Source organism: Paraburkholderia sp. Tr-20389, from assembly GCF_017104565.1.
In the GTDB taxonomy this organism is placed as follows: domain Bacteria; phylum Pseudomonadota; class Gammaproteobacteria; order Burkholderiales; family Burkholderiaceae; genus Paraburkholderia.
Genome location: NZ_JAAGPD010000005.1, coordinates 285587 through 308178, shown reverse-complemented (window position 1 = coordinate 308178; position 22592 = coordinate 285587). Strand labels below are relative to the sequence as shown.

Genomic DNA, 22592 nt, shown 5'->3' with positions numbered 1-22592 from the left:
CACTGATTTCGCTCAGCTTTCCAGCTTCGGCAGCAGGGTCAATGCTGCAGTGCGCGATACGTTTCCGGTATTATTCCCAGATAGCGCTACCAGCGCCTGTATTCGCTGAACCGTTGCCGTCACCAGATGGCCGACGTGCGGATGCCCGCCAGGCGGCGACAGCCCGCCGCCCTTCACGGATGGGCGAGACCCCAAGGGCAACACCCGCGCGGGTCATCCGGGCACAGACCCGGCGCCGTACCACCCCAGCAGTACACCCTTGCCGCGCGCGAATGACCGTCCGTGCCGAACCGGACGCCAGCCGCGCCGGCGCCTGACAATCTGACTGGCAGACCACATTCACCGCCCAACCCGCCCCGGCAATGGCCGAGTCGGTAACGCGGTAAAATAGCGGATTGCGCATCATTCCCCGTCGATGCCGACAAGGAACGATGCATCGCCTTTGCCGTGCCGGCCCCGCTTTTTGTGTGGCCGACCTTGTTTTCGCACCATCGAAGAAGCCATGAGCAACCTGAATCCACAAACCGTCCTGAGCGTCCATCACTGGACCGATACGCTTTTCAGCTTCACCTGCACGCGCGATGCGTCGTTCCGCTTCGAAAATGGCCAGTTCACGATGGTCGGTCTCGAAGTCGACGGCAAACCGCTGATCCGTGCGTACAGCATGGCTAGCGCCAACTACGAAGAGAACCTCGAATTCCTGAGCATCAAGGTGCAGGACGGCCCGCTGACGTCGCGCCTCCAGCATCTGAAGGTCGGCGACCAGGTTCTGATCGGCAAGAAGCCGACGGGCACGCTGATGGCCGACAACCTGCTGCCCGGCAAGACACTGTGGCTGCTGTCGACGGGCACGGGCCTCGCACCGTTCATGTCGATCATCAAGGATCCGGACGTGTACGACCGGTACGAGCGCGTGGTGTTGACGCACACCTGCCGTTTCGTCGACGAACTCGCGTACAAGGAATACATCACGGATCACCTGCCGGCGCACGAGCACATCGGCGAACTGATCCAGGAAAAGCTGGTGTACTACCCGACCGTCACGCGCGAGCCGTTCGCGAACCGCGGCCGTATCACGGACCTGATCGAAACGAAGAAACTGTTCAACGACCTCGATCTGCCGGACTTCTCGCTCGAAAACGACCGCGTGATGCTCTGCGGCAGCCCGCACATGCTGCGCGACACGCGTGAACTGCTCGACAGCATGGGCTTCCAGGAAGGCAGCAACAACCATCCTGGGCATTACGTCGTCGAAAAGGCGTTCGTCGGCTAAGCCAGCCCGCACGCTGCGGCGCGGCGTCCACGACGCCCGCAGCTGCTTGAAACACCCCGAAACCGGAGCCATTGCGCTCCGGTTTTTCTTTTTGCTCGCCCGTTGTGCTGCTTGCACATACCGCACTTCATGATCGCCTGGCGGATGATGCCTGGCACCTCCACTATCCCGTCAGATTCCGGGTTACAAATCCAACGGCTTTGCGTAAACCTTTTGTGTAGGAATTTTTCTGACATATTCGGGCGATCCAGCGCAACTATTGCGTGAACAATGCGCCACAAGCCTTAATTACCGGGCATTTTTTCTTTTTTTGAGATATGATCCAGGCCAGCAGCATTTGACAGACTTTTAACAAAACTGTCGTCTATTTGTTACAGAATGTAAATCTGGTTACGCGCAGACGTAGCATTTTTCCGTCGCGGCACTTCCTGCGGCGGACACATCTGGGGGTCAGGGTTCGCATGCGTTCTTTCGTCTATATGCTGCCGGTGCGTCGCCATGACGCCGGCCATTTCGCTTCGTGAGCGGGGCCGTGGATACATCCGTCGTCGTGCCGATGCACGGGCACGGCACGGCTGCCCGCACGGGTGACGCGCAGCGCGCGTCCAGCGCCCGCGCAACCCGCGGCGCCAAAGCCTCGATCGCGTCCAGCACGGCAACGCGAGCTGCATCGACCGAAGAAGTCGCGCGTCTGAAAGCGCGCGTGCGCGAACTGGCATCCGAACTGACGCGCACGCAGGAGGCCACGCGCCGCCGCGTCGCGCAGGAACTGCACGACAGCCTGGGCGCCGAAGTCACGGCCGCGCGCTTCGCGCTTGCGGGCGTCGAAACGTGGCTGCCCGCCGATGCCCCGCCCCAATGCACCACCGCCCTCGAAACCGCGCAGCGCTCGCTCGACGCCGTCACGCAAGCCGCGCAAGAGGCCGTCGCCGAACTGCATGCGCCGACGCTCGACAAGGGCATCGTGTGCGCGCTGTCGCACTGGATCAATACTTTTGCCGCACGCACGGGTCTTCGCATGAGCTTCGTGTGCGCCGCCGATGCGCGCCTCACGCGCCTGTCGGCCGATGCGTCGCTGGCCGTCTTCCGCGTCGCCCAGGAAGCGCTGAACAACGTCGCGAAGCATGCACGCGCATCGGGCGCCGACATGCGCATCGAAGCGACGGCCCATCATCTGAGCATCGTCGTCAGCGACGACGGCATCGGCATTCCGCCGCATGCCGGCCAGGACGAGCGCCAGTTCGGGCTGGCTGGGATGCGTGCACGCTGCAATGCGTTCGATGGCGAGCTTCAGGTCGCCGCATCGGACGGCACCGCCCGCGGTAAAACACCCGGCACGACCGTGCACGCGCGCTTCGCGTGGAAAGCGCTGACGGGCAACGCGTCGCGCCCGCGCGCGCGCCGTACGGCAATCCGACTGTGAACCCACGTCGGATCCCGCTTGTACCGTTTGTGAACGCTGACTGCCCGTTATGAGCCTGCGCATTCTGATTGCCGAAGATCATGCCGTCGTTCGTCAGGGCGTACGGCAACTGCTGATCGATCGCGGCGTCGCCGACGACGTCGCCGAGGCACAAACCGGTACGGAAGTGCTCGCGGAAGCGTCGAAGCATATTTTCGACGTGATCCTGCTCGACATCTCGTTGCCGGACATGAACGGCGTCGAGGTGCTCAAGCGCCTGAAACGCAAGCTGCCGCGCGTTCCCGTGCTGATGTTCTCGATGTATCGCGAGGATCAGTATGCGGTGCGTGCGCTGAAGGCGGGCGCGGCGGGCTATCTGTCGAAAACGGTCGATGCCGCGCAGATGATCGCCGCGATCCAGCAGGTCGCGGCCGGCCGCAAATACGTGAGCCCGGCGATGGCGGAAGCGCTCGCCGACTACGTCTCGTTCGACGGCGAGCAGTTGCCGCACGAAAAGCTTTCCGACCGCGAGTACCAGACGCTGTGCATGCTCGCGTCTGGCAAACGTCTGACGGACATCGCCGTCGCGCTGTCGCTGTCGGTGAAGACGGTGAGCGTCTACCGCACGCGGCTGCTGGAGAAGATGAAGCTGCGTAACAACGCGGAACTCACCTTTTACGTGATGAGCAATCGCCTCGTCGATCTGAACCCGGTGATGACAGCTTGACCTGCGCGCCGCGTTCGCGGCGCACAAGCGTTGTGCACCAGCAAGGGCTTGCCGGCCCAATTCCGCTAAAATCGCGGGTTTTCCCGACATTGGGCGCGCCCACACGCGTGCTTCACAGGAGACCCCGCCAAATGTCCCTCTTTCGTAAGAAGAACGTCGAGCAGATGATCGCCGGCGCGCAGGCTGCCGGCCTGAAGAAAGCGCTCGGCGCGCTCGATCTGACCTTTCTCGGCGTCGGCGCCATCATCGGCACCGGCATTTTCGTGCTGACCGGCACAGGCGCGGTGCAGGCCGGTCCGGCGCTGATGCTGTCGTTCATCATCGCGGCCATCGCGTGCGGCTTCGCCGCGCTCGCCTATGCCGAATTCGCGTCGACGATTCCCGTCGCCGGTTCGATCTACACGTATTCGTACGCGACGCTCGGCGAGTTGGCCGCGTGGATCATCGGCTGGGACCTGATGCTGGAGTATGGTCTGGCGACGTCGGCCGTGTCGGTCGGCTGGTCGGGTTATCTGCAGTCGCTGCTGTCTGGTTTCGGCGTATCGCTGCCCATCGCGCTGACCGCGGCACCCGGCGCACTGCCCGGCCACGAGACGCTGTTCAATCTGCCCGCGTTCCTGGTGATGATGGCGATCACGACGCTGCTGTCGGTCGGGGTGCGCGAATCGACGCGCGTGAACAACCTGATGGTCGCCATCAAGGTGACGGTCGTGCTGCTGGTGATCGCCGTCGGCGTGTTTCATGTGAAGCCCGCCAACTGGCATCCGTTCATGCCGAACGGCATGAGCGGCGTGTTCGGCGCGGCGGCCGTGATGTTCTTCGCGTTCATTGGTTTCGACTCGGTGTCGTCGGCGGCTGAAGAGGTGAAGAATCCGAAGCGCGATCTGCCGATTGGCATCATCGCGTCGCTCGGCGTGTGCGCGGTGTTGTATGTGGCGGTAGCGGCCGTCGTGACGGGCATCGTGCCGTCCGCGCAGTTCGCGAATATTTCGCACCCGGTGTCGTATGCGCTGCAGGTTGCGGGGCAGAACTGGGTCGCCGGCTTCATCGATCTTGGCGCGGTGCTCGGCATGCTCACCGTGATTCTCGTGATGGCGTATGGTCAGACGCGGGTGATGTTCGCGATGTCACGCGATGGTTTGTTGCCGGCTGCGTTGTCGAAGGTGCATCCGCGGTTTGCGACGCCGTTCGCGACGACGTGGCTCGTTGGGATCGTGTTTGGTTTGATTGGCGCGCTCGTGCCGCTCAATGTGCTTGCTGAGCTGATCAACATTGGCACGTTGGCGGCTTTTTCGATGGTGTCGATTGCTGTGCTCGTTTTGCGTCGCACTCATCCTGATTTGCCTCGCGCGTTTCGCTGCCCTGGCGTGCCGGTTGTGCCTGTTCTTGCTGTTGCTTCCTGTCTGTTTTTGATGGTGAACCTCAGTGCTGTCACCTGGATTGCGTTCGTTATCTGGCTGCTCGTGGGGATGGTTGTCTATTTTGGTTACTCACGTAGGCATTCCAAATTGGCCCATTCTGGGCGGAAGTAGATCTGCGGCGCCTGGGTGTTTTTTCGCTGGCATCCGCGTTTTGTCTCTGGTTTGCTGGCGTTGCCCCTGTGCGGGGCGGCACTTACTTTCTTTGCCGCCGCAAAGAAAGTAAGCAAAGAAAGCGGGCTCACACCGCCAGCCCGTATTTTTGCCTGCGGGCCCCCAACGGGTCCCGCACTTCACACGGCAACGCACTCGCCTCCGCCCCCGTTGCCAGCGCCTCGAACAGACGCATCACCCACTCCAATCATCCGTAGCGCAGCCAGCGGCAGCGATTCGTCTGCGCCGCCCAGGTGGCAAACGGTGTGTAGTTTGTCGCGCCGTATGCGTTGGCGCTTCTACGACACCGATCCTGCTTTTCAGTCCGGAGTGGTGCACTTCCGTCGCGACGGCCTACACACCGTTTGCCACCTGGGCGGCGGTCGACTTCTGGTAACGCGATCAATGACGCGGGAGTGTGAAGCGGGTGATGCGTGAGTTAGCACGCTGGCAACGCGCGCAAGGAGGCGCGTTGCCGCGCGGCGCGTAAGAACTGATGGGGGCCCGCAGGCAATCACACGGGCTGGCGGTGTGAGCCGCTTTCTTTGCTTACTTTCTTTGCGGCGGCAAAGAAAGTAAGTGCCGCCCCGCACAGGGGCAACGCCGGAACAACGACAACATCACGCGGATGCCAGCAAAAGCAAAGGCAAAAGCAAAAGCGCAGAGCGAAACCCAAACGGCGAAGCCCGCGCCGAGAAGGCAAGAACGCCGACTACGTCGCAGACAGACAAAAAAGGCGCCGCACTGCAACATCCTCTCATCTTCAACTATCGACGCCGTAGGCACAGTTCCCCCATAGCCGCCTCCCGTTTTTTGTGTTTTACTTTTCGACACAAGAACAAAGACAACAACAAAGAACAACAACAAAAGGCAACAGCAACACCAAACAGCACCCAACCGATCCGGACCCTCCCAGCAGGCAAGCAGGCGGTAGGTAGTGAACGCGGGCCCGAACCGGTCTCGCCCCATCCGGGGCTCAAATCCAGGGGCGTCCCCAAGGAGACAGTTCATGGCGATCAGCATCAGTCTGACGGTGAACGGTTCACCCGTTACCGCGAACGTCGAGCCACATACCCTGCTTGTCCAGTTTCTACGCGAACAGCTGCGGCTGACGGGAACGCACGTCGGCTGCGATACCGCGCAATGCGGCGCGTGCACGATTCATCTGAACGGCCGCGCCATCAAGTCCTGCAACATGCTCGCCGTGCAGGCCGAAGGCCAGGAAGTCACGACGATCGAAGGGCTGTCGAAAGACGGTGAACTGCATCCGATGCAGGCCGCGTTCCGCGAATGCCACGGCCTCCAGTGCGGCTTCTGCACACCAGGCATGGTGATGAGCGCAACCGCACTGGTCGCAACGAACCCGAACCTCACTGAAGACGAAGTACGTCGTCAGCTCGACGGCAACCTGTGCCGCTGTACGGGCTATCACAACATCGTCAAGGCCGTCGTTCAAGGCGCGGAAGGCATGAAAGCCGGCGCCTCGTCGAAAGCCGCCACGACCGCCTGAGGAGCCCGCCATGAACGCACCCGATTCACATCGCATGGTGGGCATGCCCGTCAAGCGCAAGGAAGACTATCGCTTCCTCACGGGCAACGGCCAGTACACCGACGATATCGTCCTGCCCGCACAAACTTACGCGGTTTTCCTGCGCTCGCCGCATGCGCACGCGCGCATCAAAAGCATCGACACGTCCGCCGCGAAGCAATCGCCCGGCGTCGTCGCGATCTTCACGGGCGCCGATCTCGCCGCTGAAAACGTCGGTGGGCTGCCCTGCGGCTGGCTGATCCACAGCATCGACGGCAAGCCGATGAACGAACCGCCGCATCCCGTGATTGCCCATACGAAAGTGCGGCACGTGGGCGACCAGGTCGCGCTCGTCATCGCCGATTCGGTGAAAGCCGCGAAAGACGCCGCCGAGCTGATCGAAGTCGATTACGACGAACTGCCCGCCGTGATCGACACGACGCACGCCGCCGACGCCGGCCAGACCGCCGTGCACGACGAAGTGCCCGACAACACCTGCTACACGTGGGGCCACGGCGACAAGGCCGCCACCGATGCCGCGTTCGCCAAGGCGCATCACGTCACGACGCTCGACATCGTCAACAACCGCCTCATACCGAACGCGATCGAACCGCGCGCCGTCAACGCCGCCTATTCGCCGCAGGACGACAGCTACACCGTCTACGTCGCGAATCAGAATCCGCACGTCGAACGGTTGCTGATGGCGGCGTTCGTGCTGTCGCTGCCGGAATCGAAAGTGCGCGTGGTCGCACCCGATGTCGGCGGCGGCTTCGGCTCGAAGATTTTCCTGTACGCGGAAGACGTCGCGCTCACGTGGGCATCGAGGAAAATCCGCCGGCCGGTGAAGTGGACCGCCGAGCGTTCCGAAGCGTTTCTGTCGGACGCACACGGTCGCGATCACGTGACGAAAGCCGAACTCGCGATGGACGCCGACGGCAAGTTCCTCGCGATGCGCGTGCATACGATCGCGAACATGGGCGCGTATCTGTCGACGTTCGCTTCCAGCGTACCGACCATCCTCTACGCGACGCTGCTCGCCGGTCAGTACGCGACGCCCGCGATCTACGCCGAAGTGAAAGCGGTGTTCACGAACACCGTGCCCGTCGATGCGTATCGCGGCGCGGGACGTCCTGAAGCGACGTACGTCGTCGAGCGTCTCGTCGAAACGGCCGCGCGCGAGATGAACATGGACCCGGCCGCAATCCGCCGGCTCAACTTCATCCGCTCGTTCCCGTATGCGACGCCCGTCGGCCTCACCTATGACACAGGCGACTACGAAGCGTGCCTTTCGCGCGCGCTCGAACTCGCGGACGTCAAAGGCTTCGCTGCACGCAAGCAGGAATCGGAGAAGAACGGCAAGCGGCGCGGGCTCGGCTACTCGTGCTACATCGAAGCGTGCGGCCTCGCGCCGTCGAACATCGCGGGGGCGCTCGGTGCGCGCGCGGGCCTGTTCGAAGCGGGCGAAGTGCGCGTGCACCCGACCGGCTCCGTCACCGTCTTCACCGGCTCGCACAGTCACGGTCAGGGTCACGAAACGACCTTCGCACAAGTCGTGGCCGACCGCCTCGGCGTGCCGCTCGACAACATCGAGATCGTGCACGGCGACACCGGCCGCATTCCGTTCGGCATGGGCACGTACGGCTCACGTTCAATCGCGGTCGGCGGCTCGGCGATCATGAAGGCGCTCGACAAGATCGAATCGAAGGCGAAGAAGATCGCGGCGCATCTGCTCGAGGCATCGGCGGATGACATCGAGTTCAAGGACGGCACCTTCCGCGTCGCAGGCACGGACCGCACGAAGACCTTCGCCGACGTATCGCTCGCGGCCTACGTGCCGCACAACTATCCGCTCGACAAGCTCGAACCGGGCCTCGACGAAAGCGCGTTCTACGATCCGACCAACTTCACCTATCCGGCAGGCGCATATATCTGCGAAGTCGAAGTGGATGTGGACACGGGCGAAACGCGCATCGAGCGCTTCACGGCCGTCGACGATTTCGGCAACGTGATCAATCCGATGATCGTCGAAGGACAGGTGCATGGCGGTCTCGGTCAGGGCATCGGCCAGGCGATGCTGGAGCGCTGCGTGTACGACAACGAAAGCGGCCAGCTGCTGTCCGGTTCGTACATGGACTACGCGATGCCGCATGCGTCCGACCTGCCGTCGTTCACCGTCGAAACCGCCAAGGGCACGCCGTGTACGCACAATCCGCTCGGCGTGAAGGGCTGCGGCGAAGCGGGCGCAATCGGTTCGCCACCCGCCGTGATCAACGCGATCATCGACGCGCTCGCGCCGCTCGGCGTGAAGGATCTGCAGATGCCCGCCACGCCGCATCGCGTGTGGTCCGCGATTCACGCTGCGCAACACTCACGTCCCTGAGCGGAGGCCGACATGTATTCATTCGACTATCAACGTGCAGCCGATCCGAAAAGCGCCGTCGCCATACTGACGGCCGACAGCGAAGCGAAGTTTCTGGCCGGCGGACAAAGCCTGCTGCCGACGATGCGCCTGCGTCTCGCGCAACCGTCGAAGCTGATCGACGTCACGCGTATTCCGCAGTTGAAGGAGATTCGCGTCGAACCGCAGAAGGTGACGATCGGCGCGGCCGTCTGTCACGCGGACGTGGCGAACAACGCGGACGTGCAGCGCGTGTTGCCCGCACTCGCGTTTCTCGCGGGCCACATTGGTGACAGACAGGTGCGTTCACTCGGCACGATCGGCGGATCGATCGCGAACAACGATCCCGCGGCGGACTATCCGGCTGCCGTGCTCGGACTGGATGGCACGGTCGTCACCGACCGGCGCCGCCTTTCCGCTGCGGACTTCTTCGTCGGCATGTACGAAACCGCGTTGCAGCCCGATGAACTGATCGTCGCCGTCGAGTTTCCCGTGCCGGAAAAAGCGGCGTACGAGAAGTTCAGGAACCCCGCGTCGCACTTCGCGCTGACGGGCGTGTTCGTCGCGAAGACGGCGGGCGGTGTGCGCGTGGCGATCACGGGCGCGGCGCCGTCGGTGTTTCGCGCGACGGACATGGAGAACGCGCTCACCGCGAACTTCACGGAAGCCGCCGCGCGCGGCGTGACGATCGCACCCGACGACCTCAACACCGACATGCATGCGAGCGCCGACTATCGCGCTCACCTGATACCGGTGCTGACGGCGCGCGCGGTGCGAGCCGCGAATGGCTAGCCAACGCGGCAAGCCAGGAAGCGTTTGACCGACATGAGGCCCGGCGCGTCCGGGCCGCTTCGTTTGTCGGGTTTAGGTCTGTCCGGCTGTATCGTTTCGAACGATGCAAGCCGATGCACCAGGGAGAACCATGCAGCCCGCTTCGATCGACGACACCCTCGCCCAGCTGACCGCGCAAGGTTACTTCGCGAGCCGCGAACTGGCGACCGCACTCTTTCTCGCGCTGCGGATGGAGCGGCCGCTGTTTGTCGAAGGCGAGCCGGGCGTCGGCAAGACTGAACTGGCGAAGGCAGCGGCGGGCCTGCTCGGCACGTCGATGTTGCGGCTGCAATGCTATGAGGGCCTCGATACGGCGAGCGCGTTGTACGAGTGGGACTATCCGCGACAGATCATGGCACTGCGACTCGCAGAAGCGGCCGGCGAGAAGCCCGACAGCAGCACCCTATATCGCAGCGAATTTTTGTTGAAGCGCCCTTTGCTGCAGGCGCTGCTGCCCGACGAGCAGCATCCGGGCGCGCGGCGCGTGCTGCTGATCGACGAAATCGACCGCGCCGACGAACCGTTCGAAGCGTTTCTGCTCGAACTGCTGTCGGATTTTCAGGTGTCGATTCCCGAATTCGGCACCGTGCGCGCCGAGCATCCGCCCCTCGTCGTGATGACGTCGAATCGCACGCGCGAAGTACACGATGCGTTGAAGCGCCGCTGTCTGTATCAATGGATCGGCTACCCGGAGCGCGAACGCGAACTCGCGATCGTCGCGGCGCGCGCGCCCGAAACGGGTGAGGCGCTGCAACGGCGCGCCGTCGATTTCGTGCATCGTCTGCGCGGCATGGATCTGTTCAAGGCGCCCGGCATCGCCGAGACGATCGACTGGTGCCGCGCGCTCGCCGCCCTCACCGTCACCGAACTCGATCCGCAATCGGTGCAGGACACGCTGGGCGTGCTGCTCAAGTATCAGGACGATCTCGCGCGCTTCGACCCCGACGAGATCCGCCAATGCCTCGCGGCGGCAACGGAGTAACGTCGATGCTTCCCGTCCACGACACCGGCCCCGCGACCCTCGCGCGCAACGTCGTGCACTTCGTGCGGCTGCTGCGCGGCGCAGGTCTGCCGATGTCGCCCGCGCAGGCCGTCGATGCGCTCGACGCGTTGCGCTGGATCGATCTCGACCGGCGCGACGACGTGCGCGCGGCGCTCGCTGCGCTGCTCGTGCGCGCGCCCGATGAGCGCGATCTCTTCAATGCCGCGTTCGAACTCTTCTGGCGCGATCCGGACTGGGAAGGCAAGCTGCGCGCATTGCTGCTGCCCAAGGTGACGAGCGGCGTGCCGCCTCCGAAGCGCAACAACCGTCTCGCCGACGCGCTCGCCGTGCATCAGTCGAAGCAGCGCAAGCCAGCCGCGCAACCCGGCGACAAGAACAAACACGAGTTGCATGCGCACGTGACCTTTAGCGCCGAAGAGCGTTTGCGTCATCGCGATTTCGATACGTTGACGGCGGACGAATGGCGCACGCTGCGTCATCTGATTCGCGGTCAGCGTCTGCCGCTCGCCATGGAACCGACGCGCCGGCTGAAAGCGGCGTCGCATGGCACGCATGCCGATCTGCGCGCGAGCGCGCGCCATGCGGTACGCGCGGGCGGCGACTGGACCGTGTGGAAGTACCGCGCCGTGGTGGCGCGCAAGCCACCCCTCGTGCTGCTGCTCGACATTTCGGGCTCGATGAGCAGCTATTCGCGCGCCGTGCTGTATTTCTGCCATGCGCTGCTGCAATCGCGCGAACGTCTGCAAGTGTTCCTGTTCGGCACGCGCCTCACCAACGCAACGCGCGCACTGAAGGAACGCGACCCCGATGTCGCGATCGCGGCGCTCGCCGATCAGGTGCTCGACTGGTCGGGCGGGACGCGAATCGGCGCGGCGCTCGCCGAATTCAACCGACGCTGGGCACGCAGAGTGCTGACTGGCAGAGCGACAGTGCTGCTCGTCACCGACGGCCTCGATCACGAAGCCATCGACGTGCTCGAAACCGAAATGGCCCGCCTGCGGCGCTTCGCGCACCGCATCGTGTGGCTCAATCCGCTGTTGCGTTACCGCGAGTTCTCGCCTAAAGCGCGCGGCGTGCAGGCGATGCTTCCATTCGTCGACGCGCACAAGCCGGTTCACAATCTCGACAGCCTGGCTGCGTTCGGCCGCGATCTCGCGCAATTGACGCGCGTGCCCCGCGATGCCGCGCGCACCGCGATATCTGGAGGAGCAACGTCATGGAGCTGACCGAAACCTATACGCTGCCTGTGCCGCAGCAACGGGCATGGGAAGCGCTGAACGATACGGAGATCCTGCGCGCGTCGATTCCCGGCTGCGACAGTATCGAGCCGGATGGCGACAATGCATACGCCGTCGCGTTGAGCGCGTCTGTCGGCCCCGTGAAGGCGCGTTTCAAGGGCCGCATGGAACTCACCGATATCGACGCGCCCAACACCTATACGATCGTGTTCGAAGGCCAAGGCGGCGCGGCCGGCTTCGGCAAGGGGCAAACGCACGTCAAGCTGGAACCGGACGGCGACGAAGCGACGACGCTCACCTACACGGCGACGGCGCAGGTCGGCGGCAAGCTCGCGCAGATCGGCTCGCGGCTCGTCGACGGCGCGGCGCGCAAGCTCGCGGGCGAGTTTTTCCGGCGCTTCAGCGAGCAGCTGACGGGCGGCGGTGACACCGCACAGGCAGAAACCGCCGATTCCGGCGACACTGCAAGCCAGTCCGCCGACGGCGAAGGTGCCGGCGAAGGCGGTGGCGAAGAACCGAAGAGGAAGAAATCATGGACAGCGTGGATCTCGAAGTCCTGAAGAGCAGCGCGCGCTGGCTCGAGCAGGGACATCGCGCGCTACTCGTGACGGTGGTGAAGACATGGGGCTCCTCGCCGCGTCCCGAGGGCGCGATGCTCGTCGTGCGCGACGACGGCGCGGTCGTGGGGTCGGTGTCGGGCGGTTGCATCGAGGACGATCTGATCGATCGCGTACGTCAGCGAGGCATCGAGCAGACTAAGCCCGAAGCAGTGAAGTACGGCATCACTGCTGAAGAGGCCCATCGTTTCGGCTTGCCGTGCGGCGGCACGATCCAGCTCGTGCTGGAGCCGTTGACGAAGGCGAGCGGCATCGCCGAACTGTGCGAAGCAGTGGAAGACGGACGACTGGTCGCGCGCACGCTCGACATGGAAACGGGTATCGCACGTCTGGGGTCCGCGCAGGCGACGGATGGCGTCGATTTCAACGACACACGGCTTCTGACGATACATGGCCCGCGTTACCGGATGCTCGTGATCGGCGCAGGGCAACTGTCGCGCTATCTGTGCAATATCGCGGTGGGACTCGATTACCAGGTCACTGTATGCGATCCGCGCGAGGAATACACCGATGAGTGGGATGTGCCGGGCACAAAAGTCGTCCGCACGATGCCCGACGATACGGTGCTGGACATGAAGCTCGATGAACGTTGCGCGGTGATCGCGCTGACGCATGATCCAAAGCTCGATGATCTGGCGTTGATGGAAGCGCTAAAGACGCCGGCGTTTTATGTCGGCGCGTTGGGCTCCCGGCGCAATAACGCGGCGCGACGCGAACGACTCAAGGAATTCGATCTCACCGAAACCGAGCTGGCGCGGCTGCATGGGCCGGTTGGGATTTATATCGGCAGCAGGACGCCGCCCGAAATTGCCGTGTCGATTCTCGCTGAAGTGACGGCGGCGAAGAATGGCGTGTCGCTGCCGACGCTGCTGCAGGTCGAAGGCGCTAAAGCGGCGCGTGAGATTGCGGCTGGCAGTGGGGCGGCTTGTAGTATTCCGGAGTAGTTTTCTATCTGTTCTTTGGACCGCGAGATCAGTTGGCTCGCGGTTTCTACCTTTCTTCCGGCATCGGCCGTTTGGCTGACTGTCATCTCGCACTTCTGATCCTTAGCATCGAATTTTTGCGGCCCTGCGACGCGGCTTCACAGCCTCGTCGCGTGTGGCTCGCAGCCACCACTATTCCCTTGACGGAATATTCCTTGGAAGCTATATTTTCGATGACTTGGGATGTTGAGTACACCGATGCTTTTCAGGCTTGGTGGGAAGGGTTGCGGGAAGCGGAAAGAGAGTCGGTGGATGCGACGATCGATTTGCTGGAAGAGTCCGGTCCGCATCTGCCGTTTCCGCATTCGAGCCGGATCATAGGTTCGCAAGTTCGCAACCTGCGGGAACTGAGAATCCAGCATCGAGGCCGGCCTTATCGGGTGCTTTATGCGTTCGACCCGCGTCGTGTCGCTGTTCTGCTTCTCGGCGGAAACAAGACAGGACACGACCGTTGGTACGAACAGAACGTGCCACACGCCGAAATACTGTATCGGCTGCACCTCGTGCAGCTAGCGCTAGGAGAAACCAGAGATGGCAAAAAAGTTTGAAGAACTCCGGGCGAAGATGTCGCCGGAATCGCGAGCCCGCTCCAAGGCGCTTGCAGACAAGCTTCGCGCCGAAATGCCGTTGCACGGACTGCGCCAGGCGCGCGGGCTTTCGCAGGAATCTCTCGCAACGCGCCTCAACGTCAAACAACCCAGCATCGCGAAACTCGAACAGCGCACGGACATGTACATCTCCACGCTGCGCGATCACATCCGCGCGCTCGGCGGCGAACTGGAAATCATCGCGCGCTTTCCCGAAGGCGAGGTGAAGATCACCAATTTCGCGCAGCTTCCTGATCCAGCACACAAAGAAGCGCAAGACGACTGAGAGCCGCGACCACCGAAACGCGCCTCACATCAATCCGCACGCCACAGCCGCCACGATCGACCCGCCGATCAACACGGCGCCCACCGTCCGCCGCTTGTTGAGTTCCGTCCACAGCAGCACGCCCGTCAGCGAAAGCAGAATCAGACTGCCCGCAATCGTATCGATCAGCAACACCCAGCCGACGCTCAACCCCGTACCCTTGTGCAGGTTGTTCATCGTGCCGAGAAACGAGTTCTGCGTTCGCTTCACCGATACAAAGCCGTTGCCGACCCAATACTCCGCCTGCACGTTCTGCCCTGGACCGGCGATCCCGATCTGCCAGAACTCCGGCTGCACGGCACGTTGATCGCCCCACGCGACGGGATGCGCGGGCTCGCGGCGCACGCGGCCCGGTTTGCCGTCGATATGCAACTCATCTTTCAGCCAGCGCGACATGTCGCCGGGCGACTTGAAGCCGTTCTGCGGCAGCGCGATCTGCAACTGCTCGACCTGCGGCTCGCCCGACGACACCTTCAGCGGTCCCGCGCGATGATTCAGCAGGAATCCCGTCACACCGAACAACAATCCGAGCACGGCGCCCCATAGCCCGACCCAGCCGTGCACCTTGCGCAGCCACTTGATGAAAGTCGCGCGCCGCGAGCGCTGGCGACGCACGGCCAGTTCGTCCGCATCCAGCGATTGGACACGGCCGGGCATCACGCGCGCGCGTGCAGCAGACTTCAGTTCGATCGATTCGGGCGCGTTCATCGTGTTCCTGGCAATACGGGTCATGCGTCACCGGTATGCGGCAGCGCGGTTGAATGGAAGCTGGAAGGGCCGTTCCGCAGCGGAGACGGCGTGGCCGAAACGCGCCCGCCCGAGGCCAAAGCGCGACTTGCAGGGCCGAAACAGAGAGTCACCGAAGAGCTGGCTTGCTTGTCACGAGGAGAAAGATGACAAATGGCTGGCGACGCCCTTCAGATGAGAATAAATATCATTACACAGAAAGCGATTTTCCTCAATGCCGGGCGCCGTCGCAAAGATCGGAAAAATGCGTTCGTTGTGTGCGGTCTGCCCGCTTGACACAAACGGCGTCTGATCTTGAAGTGAGGGATACGACAGAACAAGACCAATTTCTTCGGACGCCCGACTCCCCATGCGCCTTTCCACGATCCCTGGTATCGCGATGGCCCTGTGCGCCTTCTGGATGTGCGCAATCCACGCCGCGGACATCGTCGGCGCTGGCGAAGCGACGAACCAGGCAGGCATCGCCGCGTTCAACACCAGCGCTGCCGCGCCCGTCGAGCCCTACACGAACGAGCGCGAGACGCAGACCTTCACGGTGAACGCCGACGGCTCATATACCAAGATCGACGAGATGACGCTGCGCGTGAACAACGAAGCCGGCGTCGCGCGAGTCGCGCAGTACTACATCTGGTTCAACCGCAACATGGCGAGCGTCGACATTCTGGAGGCCTACACCACGTCCGCCGACGGCACGCGACACGACGTGCGTCCCGAGCAGATCCGCGACGTGCAGGAAGCGCGCTCGTTCGACGCGCCGATGTTCCAGGACATCCTCGAAAAGGTGATCGTGTTTCCTGCCGTGGAGCCGGGCGCGCGCGTGCACCTGAAATTCCGCAAGACGCAGACGCAGCCGATCGTGCCCGGCCACTTCAGCGACTTTACGCCGCCCGATCTCGCGCCGACGCACAACTTCAGGCTCATCTACGATTTGCCCGCCGGTAAGCCGCTGTACGCCGACGCGCGCGGCTTCATCCCGCTGCCGCCGTCGACGCAGAACGGCCGCACACGCTATGAGTTTCGCTACGACAAGGCGCACTTCGCGCGGCTCGAATACGGATCGATCGCGTACGTGAGTTATGGCGACCGGCTGATGGTGTCGACCTATCCGGACTACGCCGCGTTCGCCGCGAAGTACCGCGAATCGGCCGCCGATGCGAGCGCGTCCAGTCCTGCCATCGTCGATCTGGCCCGTTCGCTGACCGCACACGATTCGACGCCGCGTGCAAAAGCGAAGACGCTCTACGACTGGATCCGCAAGAACGTGCGCTACGTAGGGGTGAACATAGGACGCGGCGCGGTCGTGCCGCATCGCGCGACCGACATCCTCGCGTTGCGCTACGGCGACTGCAAGGATCACGTTGCGCTGTACGGTGCGCTGCTCGATGCCGTCGGCATCCGCAACGAACCCGCACTGATCAGCAGCGGCACGATCTATACGCTGCCCGACGTGCCCGGCTACGGCGTGCTGAATCACGTCATTACGTGGCTGCCCGACCTGCAGGTCTATGCCGATTCGACGGCGCCGAACGTCGAGTTCGGCTATCTGCCATCCACCGACATGAACCGTCCCACCGTGCTCGTCGATCAAGGCACGCTGGCGCGCACGCCGTCGACGGCAACAATGTCGCGCACCACCGACCTGTCGATCAACGTCGCGCCCGACGGTTCGGCGAGCTTCGTCTATCAGCTGGAAGCGGCAGGCTGGGTCGCGGAACTGGGACGCGCGCTGCTGCGCATACAAACGCCCGCCCAGCGCGAAGAATCGCTGCAGGCCGAACTGCGCTTCGTCAATCTCTCGGGCACGGCGACACTATCGACCAGCAATCTGAACGCGACGGACGGCACGCTCGCGATGACGATGAAAGGCAAGCTCGAAGACTTCGTCGTGCCAGGTACTGCCGCGTCGATTCCGGCACTGACGAGCTTCGTCGGCGGCTTTCAGTCGGACGTGCGCTACTGGCTCGGCGAGCGGCAGCGCACGCAGCCTTTCGTCTGCCGCAATATCGAGTTGCATGAGCGCACGCGCATTGCACTGCCTGCGAATTTCAGCGTGCTCGAGATGCCGGAAGCCATGACCGCGCACGACCGCTTCATCGACTATCGATCGACCTACGCGTACGACGCGAGCGCACATGTCATCACTGTGACGCGCGATGGCTACACGCGTTTTGACAGTGAGGTGTGCTCGCCGGATGACTTCACGCAGATGCGCGCGGGCATCGAAACGATCGGCCGCGATGTGCGCGCGCAAGTGATTGTCCGGTCGACGCTCGCTGATGGCGCGCAGCGCTTATCGACAGCAACGCCGGCGCCGTCGCGCGTGATCGCCGAAACGCAGCGCCGCGCTCAATCCGCCGACTGACGACGCAGCGCTAAGAGTCACACGGGCCAGAGCGGCCCTTCCTGCATCGCGCCGATCTGCTCGCGCAATTCGAGAATGCGGTCTTCCCAATAGCGCTGCGTGTTGAACCACGGAAACGCGACAGGAAACGCCGGATCGTCCCAGCGGCGGGCAAGCCATGCCGAGTAGTGGATCAGCCTCAAGGTCCGCAATGCTTCGATCAGATGCAATTCGCGCTGATCGAACTCGCAGAAGTCCTCATAGCCCGCGAGCAGATCCGTCAACGCGCGCGACGCCTCCTGGCGTTCGCCCGGCAGCAACAGCCAGAGATCCTGAATGGCGGGCCCCATGCGGCTATCGTCGAAATCGACGAAATGCGGGCCTGCGTCGGTCCACAACACGTTGCTCGGATGGCAATCGCCGTGCATACGCAACTGACGTACATCGCCCGCCCGTTCGATTGCCTGCTCGACGCCTTCCAGCGCCAGATTCACCGCGGCCTCCCATGCGGCGCGCACGTCGGCGGGAATGAAGTCCTGCGCGAGCAGATAGTCGCGCGGCTCGTAACCGAAGGTGTGGATGTCGAGCGTCGGACGCGCCGCGTAATTCGCCGTCTGACCGACGGCGTGAATGCGCCCGATGAATCGGCCGAGCCATTCGAGCGTGTCCTTGCGGTCGAGATCGGGCGCGCGGCCGCCGCGCCGCTCGAAGACCGAAAAGCGAAAGCCGTTGAACGTATGCAGCGTGGCGCCATTGAAGGTCCGCGCCGGCACAGCGGGAATTTCGCGAGCAGCCAGTTCGGCGACAAACGCGTGCTCTTCGAGAATCGCTTCGTCGGTCCAGCGCCCAGGCCGGTAGAACTTCGCGACGACAGGCGGCCCGTCTTCGACGCCGACCTGATACACGCGGTTCTCGTAGCTGTTGAGCGGCAGCATGCGCCCATCGGTGCGCACACCCACGGTGTCGAGCACGCTGTCGAGCGCGTCGAGCACCACCTCCGGCGTGAGCCGGGCAAACGGAACGGCGTGGCCGTCCTGCGGAATTGGAGTGTCTTCGTTCATGCCCGCATTGTGCGCCGTGACGGGCACAAAAACGAGCGCGAGTGTCACCGGCGTATCACTCGCTACGCGGCGCACGTTCAGCGGCCGCATACCTCGCCATTCAAGATGGCAACCGCGCTCAATGCACCTGTGCGCCAGCAGGACGAACGAATTCGCCAGTGTCGATCAGATCCTCGAGGAAAAAGGGTTCCGTGTTCAATATCTTCGACGTCCCTGGCTCGCCGGCGTACCACGCCACCATCGCCATGTCGCCGAGAATGCGCATCACGATTCCGCGCGCGCCTTGTGGCACGGCGATATGCACGGATCGAACAATAGAACCGACTTGCATGATGTTTCCCCGTTCTCCCAATTGCCGGCTTGTTTGGGACCGCGCCGGTCAATGTGCTGATAAAAGCGCTGCAACGCGCAAATGGTTGCATGCGCACCTGAATCGAAAACCAAGGGCCGGGAGACTCGCATCTGTCGCCCGTTGAGCCCCATTGTTGCCCTTTTGGGCCTTTTGGCAAAGTAAAAAGTAAGGCCTTGTCAGGCGCCCGTTCGGTCGATTCGACTTACGAAACCCTGACTGTAACCGCCCGTAACAGGCTCATCATAAACCGACCCACCCACTCGTCTCAAAAATGTCGATGTAAGCTACGATACGCGCTATATTCCTGTCGCGCACGCCCGGCCGGGCCGCCGTCGCGCCATGCTCGCTGCCACCAGAAGCAGCCGCCCCCGCCCTTACCGGACCGCCCTTTTCATGTGGATCGTTCGTCTCGCGCTGCGGCGCCCCTACACCTTTGTCGTCCTCGCGCTGCTGCTGCTGATCATCGGCCCGCTGACGATACTGCGCACGCCTACGGACATCTTCCCGAACATCGACATTCCCGTGCTGTCGGTGATCTGGTCGTACAACGGCCTGCCCGCCGACGAGATGGAAAAGCGCATCGTGCTCAATTACGAGCGCGGGCTGTCCGTGGCGGTGAACGATATCGAGCACGTCGAATCGACTTCGATGAACGGCATTGCCGTCGTCAAGATCTTCTTCCAGCCGCACGCCAACATCAGCGAAGCGCTCGCACAAGTCACGGCGCTGTCGCAATCGCAGTTGCGCTCGCTGCCGCCCGGCATCACACCGCCGAACATATTGCGCTATAACGCATCCACCGTGCCTATCCTGCGGTTGTCGCTGTCGTCGCCGTCGCTCACCGAGCAGGAACTGTACGACTACGGTAACAACTTCCTGAAGACGCAGCTCGCGACCGTGCCGGGCGCATCCGCACCGCTGCCGTACGGCGGCAAGCAGCGGCAGATCATGGTCGATATCGATTCGCGCAAGCTGCAGGAGCGCAATCTGTCGCCGATGGACGTGGTGAATTCGATCACCGCGCAAAACCTGATCGTGCCGACAGGCACCGCGAAAATCGGCTCGACGGAATACTCGGTGCAGCTGAATTCGAGCCCCGATTCGCTCGCAGGCCTGAACAATATCCCGATCAAATCGGGGCCGAACGGTACGATCTACATTCGCGACGTCGCGCACGTGCGCGACGGTTATCAGCCGCAGACCAACATCGTGCGTGTGGACGGCCAGCGCGCGTCGCTGCTGACGATCAACAAGAGCGGCAATACGTCGACGCTCGAAATCGTCGATCGCATCAAGACCATGATGCCGGCGCTGCACAATCTCGTGCCCGAGTCGCTCAAGATCGATCCCGTTGCCGATCAGTCGCTGTTCGTGCGCGCATCGGTGCAGGGCGTGTTGCGCGAAGCGTTGATCGCCGCGTGCCTGACGGGCCTGATGATCCTGCTGTTCCTCGGCAACTGGCGCGCCACGTTGATCATCGCGGTGTCGATTCCGCTGTCGATGATCACGTCGATCATCGCACTGTCCGCGCTCGGCGAAACGATCAATATCATGACGCTCGGCGGCCTTGCGCTAGCCGTCGGTATTCTCGTCGACGACGCGACGGTGGCGATCGAGAACATCAGCCATCAGCTGGAACAGGGCAAAAACCTCGAACAGGCGATTCTCGACGGCGCGCATCAGATCGCGATTCCCACGCTGGTGTCGACGCTCTCCATCTGTATCGTATTCGTGCCGATGTTCCTGCTGACGGGCGTCGCGCACTATCTGTTCATCCCGCTCGCCGAAGCCGTCGTATTCGCGATGCTCGCGTCGTACTTCTTCTCGCGGACGCTGGTGCCGACGCTCGCGAAGTATCTGCTGCGCAATCACCACCGTCCCGCCGACTTCCATCATTCGCAGGCGGGTCGCAATCCATTCATGCGGATGCACCTCGCGTTCGAGCGCGGCTTCGAGAACGTGCGCGGTCGTTACCGAGCGTTCCTGGTGGCGCGCGTCGCGCGGCCCGGATTCTTCGTGACGGTGTTTCTCGGCTGCTGTCTGCTGTCGTTGCTGCTGATGCCGTTCCTCGGCCGCGACTTCTTCCCTTCCGTCGACGCCGGCACGATCGCGCTGCATCTGCGCGCGAAAACGGGCATGCGCGTCGAGGAAACTGCCGTCGTCACCGATCGCGTCGATGCGCGCATCCGCGAACTGATTCCGCGCGACGAGCTGCATTCGATCATCGACAACATCGGCCTGCCCGTCTCGGGCATCAATCTGTCGTACAGCAATACGGGCACGATCGGCACGTCGGATGCCGACATCCTGATCACGTTGAACCCGGACCACCAGCCGACAGCCAACTATGTGCGCAAGCTGCGCCGCACGCTCACCGACGAATTCCCCGGCGTGCAGTTTGCGTTCCTGCCCGCGGATATCGTCAGCCAGACGCTGAACTTCGGCATGCCGTCGCCGATCGACGTGCAGATCGTGGGGCGCGACGTGCAGGGCAATCGCGCGTTCGCTGCGATGCTGCTCGACAAACTGCGCGCGATCCCCGGCTTCGCCGACGCACGCATCCAGCAGCCATCGGATCTGCCGCGCATCTTCGTCGACGTCGACCGCACGCGCGCGCAACAGGCGGGCTTCACGCAGCGCGACGTCGCGAGCAATCTGCTGATCACGCTATCGGGCAGCCAGCAGACGACGCCGACGTTCTGGCTCAATCCGCGCAATGGCGTCAGTTACAACGTGATCACGGAAGCGCCGCAATATTCGATCGATTCGCTGCAATCGCTCGCAAATATTCCGCTGAACGCGAACGGCCACACGAACATTCTCGGCGCGCTGTCGACGATGCAGCGCACTGCGGGCAACGCGGTGCTCACGCACTACAACGCGCAGACCACGATCGATATCTACGGCACGGCGGACGGCCGCGATCTCGGCGCCGTTTCCGACGACATCCAGAAGATCATCGCCGACACCAAAGCGCAATTGCCGAAGGGCTCGTCGATCGAACTGCGCGGCCAGGTGCAGACCATGAACGATTCGTTCTCGGGCCTGTTCGCCGGTCTCGTGTTCGCAATCGTGCTGGTGTATCTGCTGATCGTCGTGAACTTCCAGTCGTGGCTCGATCCGTTCATCATCATCACGGGGTTGCCGGGCGCGCTGGCGGGCATCGTGTGGATGCTGTTCCTCACGCACACCACGCTGTCGATTCCGGCGCTCACGGGTGCCATCATGTGTATCGGCATCGCGACGGCGAACTCGATTCTCGTCGTCAGCTTCGCGCGCGAGAAGCTGCTCGAACACGGCGACGCGACGCGCGCAGCAATCGAAGCGGGCTTCACGCGTTTTCGTCCCGTGTTGATGACGGCGCTTGCGATGGTGATCGGCATGGTGCCGATGGCAATCGGCCTCGGCGAAGGCGGCGAGCAGAACGCGCCGCTGGGACGCGCGGTGATCGGCGGCCTCACGATCGGCACAGTCGCGACGCTGGTGTTCGTGCCCGTGGTGTTTTCGATGATCTATCGACGGCTGTCGGAAAGGCGAGCACGCGCCGCCGCGCATGTCGTCCATAAACCGCAATGACGTGCCCGAAGCGGGCACAAAGTGGCCGCTGT

The 22592-nt window shown here is 63.1% G+C and carries 18 protein-coding genes; 15 read left to right on the top strand and 3 right to left on the bottom strand.

Features of this window, described 5'->3' with window-relative positions; translation table 11 throughout:
• Window positions 1-502: 502 nt before the first annotated feature.
• From G3N95_RS08820 to G3N95_RS08760, 13 genes are all read left to right on the top strand, one after another.
• Window positions 503-1273, top strand: coding sequence for a ferredoxin--NADP reductase (locus G3N95_RS08820; RefSeq protein ID WP_205969596.1), 771 nt, complete (start codon window positions 503-505; stop codon window positions 1271-1273).
• 556 nt (window positions 1274-1829) lie between these two features.
• Entirely contained in the window at window positions 1830-2696 is an 867-nt protein-coding gene (locus G3N95_RS08815) for an ATP-binding protein (RefSeq protein ID WP_205969631.1), read from the top strand.
• Window positions 2697-2745: 49 nt separating this feature from the next.
• Window positions 2746-3402, top strand: coding sequence for a response regulator transcription factor RqpR (rqpR, locus tag G3N95_RS08810; protein WP_205969595.1), 657 nt, complete (start codon window positions 2746-2748; stop codon window positions 3400-3402).
• Between the two features lie 131 nt (window positions 3403-3533).
• Complete coding sequence (locus G3N95_RS08805; RefSeq protein ID WP_205969594.1) at window positions 3534-4934, top strand: amino acid permease; 1401 nt, start codon at window positions 3534-3536, stop codon at window positions 4932-4934.
• A 1048-nt stretch (window positions 4935-5982) separates the two neighbouring features.
• On the top strand, window positions 5983-6483 hold the full coding sequence (locus tag G3N95_RS08800; RefSeq protein ID WP_205969593.1) for a (2Fe-2S)-binding protein: 501 nt from the start codon (window positions 5983-5985) through the stop codon (window positions 6481-6483).
• Between the two features lie 10 nt (window positions 6484-6493).
• The gene (locus tag G3N95_RS08795; RefSeq protein WP_205969592.1) at window positions 6494-8881 is read left to right on the top strand and encodes a xanthine dehydrogenase family protein molybdopterin-binding subunit; all 2388 of its coding nucleotides are present in this window, start codon (window positions 6494-6496) and stop codon (window positions 8879-8881) included.
• Between the two features lie 12 nt (window positions 8882-8893).
• A complete protein-coding gene (locus G3N95_RS08790; protein ID WP_205969591.1) occupies window positions 8894-9691 on the top strand; it encodes a xanthine dehydrogenase family protein subunit M in 798 nt (265 codons plus the stop codon).
• A 130-nt stretch (window positions 9692-9821) separates the two neighbouring features.
• Window positions 9822-10712 (top strand): MoxR family ATPase, encoded by an 891-nt coding sequence (locus tag G3N95_RS08785; RefSeq protein ID WP_205969590.1) that lies wholly within the window; start codon window positions 9822-9824, stop codon window positions 10710-10712.
• Window positions 10713-10717: 5 nt separating this feature from the next.
• Window positions 10718-11959 carry a VWA domain-containing protein gene (locus tag G3N95_RS08780; RefSeq protein ID WP_205969589.1) on the top strand — a complete coding sequence of 414 codons (1242 nt, stop codon included), beginning with the start codon at window positions 10718-10720 and terminating at the stop codon, window positions 11957-11959.
• The gene (locus G3N95_RS08775; protein WP_205969588.1) at window positions 11950-12531 is read left to right on the top strand and encodes a carbon monoxide dehydrogenase subunit G; all 582 of its coding nucleotides are present in this window, start codon (window positions 11950-11952) and stop codon (window positions 12529-12531) included. Before G3N95_RS08780 ends, G3N95_RS08775 begins: the two co-directional genes overlap by 10 nt.
• Window positions 12504-13532 carry an XdhC family protein gene (locus G3N95_RS08770; protein WP_205969587.1) on the top strand — a complete coding sequence of 343 codons (1029 nt, stop codon included), beginning with the start codon at window positions 12504-12506 and terminating at the stop codon, window positions 13530-13532. The genes G3N95_RS08775 and G3N95_RS08770 overlap by 28 nt, the downstream gene beginning before the upstream one ends.
• A 32-nt stretch (window positions 13533-13564) precedes the next feature.
• Window positions 13565-14119, top strand: a complete 555-nt coding sequence (locus tag G3N95_RS08765) for a type II toxin-antitoxin system RelE/ParE family toxin (RefSeq protein ID WP_346778365.1) — start codon at window positions 13565-13567, stop codon at window positions 14117-14119.
• The gene (locus G3N95_RS08760; protein WP_205969586.1) at window positions 14103-14444 is read left to right on the top strand and encodes an XRE family transcriptional regulator; all 342 of its coding nucleotides are present in this window, start codon (window positions 14103-14105) and stop codon (window positions 14442-14444) included. The genes G3N95_RS08765 and G3N95_RS08760 overlap by 17 nt, the downstream gene beginning before the upstream one ends.
• A gap of 24 nt (window positions 14445-14468) precedes the next feature.
• Here G3N95_RS08760 and G3N95_RS08755 read toward each other — a convergent pair whose 3' ends face one another.
• Window positions 14469-15191 (bottom strand): PepSY-associated TM helix domain-containing protein, encoded by a 723-nt coding sequence (locus tag G3N95_RS08755; RefSeq protein WP_205969585.1) that lies wholly within the window; start codon window positions 15189-15191, stop codon window positions 14469-14471.
• Window positions 15192-15579: 388 nt separating this feature from the next.
• On the opposite strand from G3N95_RS08755, the gene G3N95_RS08750 reads away from it, so the two are divergent.
• The gene (locus G3N95_RS08750; protein ID WP_205969584.1) at window positions 15580-17592 is read left to right on the top strand and encodes a DUF3857 and transglutaminase domain-containing protein; all 2013 of its coding nucleotides are present in this window, start codon (window positions 15580-15582) and stop codon (window positions 17590-17592) included.
• 17 nt (window positions 17593-17609) lie between these two features.
• On the opposite strand, the gene G3N95_RS08745 is transcribed toward G3N95_RS08750, so the two are convergent.
• Together G3N95_RS08745 and G3N95_RS08740 are read right to left on the bottom strand one after the other, a co-directional pair.
• Window positions 17610-18632: a serine/threonine protein kinase gene (locus G3N95_RS08745; RefSeq protein ID WP_205969629.1), complete on the bottom strand. Its 1023-nt coding sequence runs from the start codon at window positions 18630-18632 to the stop codon at window positions 17610-17612.
• 118 nt (window positions 18633-18750) lie between these two features.
• Window positions 18751-18963 (bottom strand): hypothetical protein, encoded by a 213-nt coding sequence (locus G3N95_RS08740; RefSeq protein WP_054917862.1) that lies wholly within the window; start codon window positions 18961-18963, stop codon window positions 18751-18753.
• Window positions 18964-19377: 414 nt separating this feature from the next.
• Here G3N95_RS08740 and G3N95_RS08735 point away from each other — a divergent pair, with 414 nt between their 5' ends.
• Entirely contained in the window at window positions 19378-22560 is a 3183-nt protein-coding gene (locus tag G3N95_RS08735) for an efflux RND transporter permease subunit (RefSeq protein ID WP_205969583.1), read from the top strand.
• Window positions 22561-22592 lie beyond the last annotated feature (32 nt).

Bases quoted from the DNA above. Each gene is read 5' to 3' on its own strand.
- G3N95_RS08735 (WP_205969583.1), top strand. From the start codon at position 19,378: ATGTGGATCGTTCGTCTCGCGCTGCGGCGCCCCTACACCTTTGTCGTC.
- G3N95_RS08745 (WP_205969629.1), bottom strand. From the start codon at position 18,632: ATGAACGAAGACACTCCAATTCCGCAGGACGGCCACGCCGTTCCGTTT.
- G3N95_RS08800 (WP_205969593.1), top strand. From the start codon at position 5,983: ATGGCGATCAGCATCAGTCTGACGGTGAACGGTTCACCCGTTACCGCG.
- G3N95_RS08820 (WP_205969596.1), top strand. From the start codon at position 503: ATGAGCAACCTGAATCCACAAACCGTCCTGAGCGTCCATCACTGGACC.
- G3N95_RS08780 (WP_205969589.1), top strand. From the start codon at position 10,718: ATGCTTCCCGTCCACGACACCGGCCCCGCGACCCTCGCGCGCAACGTC.
- G3N95_RS08805 (WP_205969594.1), top strand. From the start codon at position 3,534: ATGTCCCTCTTTCGTAAGAAGAACGTCGAGCAGATGATCGCCGGCGCG.
- G3N95_RS08785 (WP_205969590.1), top strand. From the start codon at position 9,822: ATGCAGCCCGCTTCGATCGACGACACCCTCGCCCAGCTGACCGCGCAA.
- G3N95_RS08815 (WP_205969631.1), top strand. From the start codon at position 1,830: ATGCACGGGCACGGCACGGCTGCCCGCACGGGTGACGCGCAGCGCGCG.
- G3N95_RS08770 (WP_205969587.1), top strand. From the start codon at position 12,504: ATGGACAGCGTGGATCTCGAAGTCCTGAAGAGCAGCGCGCGCTGGCTC.
- G3N95_RS08795 (WP_205969592.1), top strand. From the start codon at position 6,494: ATGAACGCACCCGATTCACATCGCATGGTGGGCATGCCCGTCAAGCGC.
- G3N95_RS08775 (WP_205969588.1), top strand. From the start codon at position 11,950: ATGGAGCTGACCGAAACCTATACGCTGCCTGTGCCGCAGCAACGGGCA.
- G3N95_RS08755 (WP_205969585.1), bottom strand. From the start codon at position 15,191: ATGAACGCGCCCGAATCGATCGAACTGAAGTCTGCTGCACGCGCGCGC.
- G3N95_RS08750 (WP_205969584.1), top strand. From the start codon at position 15,580: ATGCGCCTTTCCACGATCCCTGGTATCGCGATGGCCCTGTGCGCCTTC.
- G3N95_RS08790 (WP_205969591.1), top strand. From the start codon at position 8,894: ATGTATTCATTCGACTATCAACGTGCAGCCGATCCGAAAAGCGCCGTC.
- G3N95_RS08740 (WP_054917862.1), bottom strand. From the start codon at position 18,963: ATGCAAGTCGGTTCTATTGTTCGATCCGTGCATATCGCCGTGCCACAA.
- G3N95_RS08760 (WP_205969586.1), top strand. From the start codon at position 14,103: ATGGCAAAAAAGTTTGAAGAACTCCGGGCGAAGATGTCGCCGGAATCG.
- rqpR (WP_205969595.1), top strand. From the start codon at position 2,746: ATGAGCCTGCGCATTCTGATTGCCGAAGATCATGCCGTCGTTCGTCAG.